Genomic DNA, 393 nt, shown 5'->3' with positions numbered 1-393 from the left:
CAGGGTCGGCGTGTAGTAGTTGAGGCCCAGCGCGTCGATCGGCTGGTGGATCGTGTCCAGGTCGCCGTCCTGGATGCACGACCAGTCGGTCACCGATGAGGTCGCCTCCAGCAGCGTCTCCGGGTAGGCGCCGTGCAGGACGGGGCCGTGGAACACGCCGCCCGACAGGTCGTCGATCTTGCGAGCCGCCGCACGGTCCGCCGGGTCGTCCGGGTTCAGCGGGCGCACCACGGAGGTGTTGAGGCTGAGGGAGATCTGGTTGCGGGCCGGCATCACCGAGCGCAGCGCCTTGGTGCCCAGACCGTGCGCCAGGTTGAGGTGGTGGGCGGCCTTCAGCGCGGCGGCCGGGTCGGTGCGGCCGGGGGCGTGGACGCCGGAGGCGTAGCCCAGGAA

Annotated in this window: 1 protein-coding gene; it reads right to left on the bottom strand. The window is 71.8% G+C overall.

Translation table 11 applies throughout. The annotated features are described in order from the left end of the window. The coding region (locus tag LPA54_RS41430) for a family 1 glycosylhydrolase (RefSeq protein ID WP_228985531.1) at positions 1-393 on the bottom strand (393 nt) is incomplete at both ends.

This window comes from Streptomyces sp. DH12, from assembly GCF_020873895.1.
In the GTDB taxonomy this organism is placed as follows: Bacteria; Actinomycetota; Actinomycetes; order Streptomycetales; family Streptomycetaceae; genus Streptomyces.
This window is presented reverse-complemented; position numbering and strand designations above follow the sequence as displayed.